Origin of the sequence: Staphylococcus sp. EG-SA-15, assembly GCF_017151895.1 — a bacterium.
GTDB lineage: Bacteria > Bacillota > Bacilli > Staphylococcales > Staphylococcaceae > Staphylococcus > Staphylococcus aureus.
This window is the reverse complement of the sequence record NZ_JACVZN010000129.1, coordinates 1-249: the sequence shown is the minus strand read 5'-3', so window position 1 is coordinate 249 and position 249 is coordinate 1. Positions and strand designations below refer to the sequence as shown.

Genomic DNA, 249 nt, shown 5'->3' with positions numbered 1-249 from the left:
ATAGTAGCTGGTTTTATATCAATGGTGCCTTATATGATGAAAACTATTTATCATGTAAATGTAGCGACAATAGGTAATAGTGTTATTTTTCCTGGAACCATGAGTGTTATTGTTTTTGGTTATTTTGTTGTTCTTGTTGCTGTTCCTGTTCTGAATATAATTCTGGATTCATTTTTTTATCTAAGTTTCCTGCTAAACCATTTAGTTTTGGTTCATCTTCTGTTAACTTATTAACTCTTTCCGCAAAGG

At 30.9% G+C, this 249-nt stretch carries 2 pseudogenes; one reads left to right on the top strand and one right to left on the bottom strand.

Going from position 1 to position 249, the window contains the following annotated elements:
- Nucleotides 1-126, top strand: a pseudogene (locus tag IDG64_RS15295) (hypothetical protein); the annotation flags it as partial.
- Here IDG64_RS15295 and IDG64_RS14680 read toward each other — a convergent pair.
- Nucleotides 107-249 (bottom strand): annotated as a pseudogene (locus IDG64_RS14680) (MobV family relaxase); the annotation flags it as partial. The pseudogenes IDG64_RS15295 and IDG64_RS14680 overlap by 20 nt on opposite strands.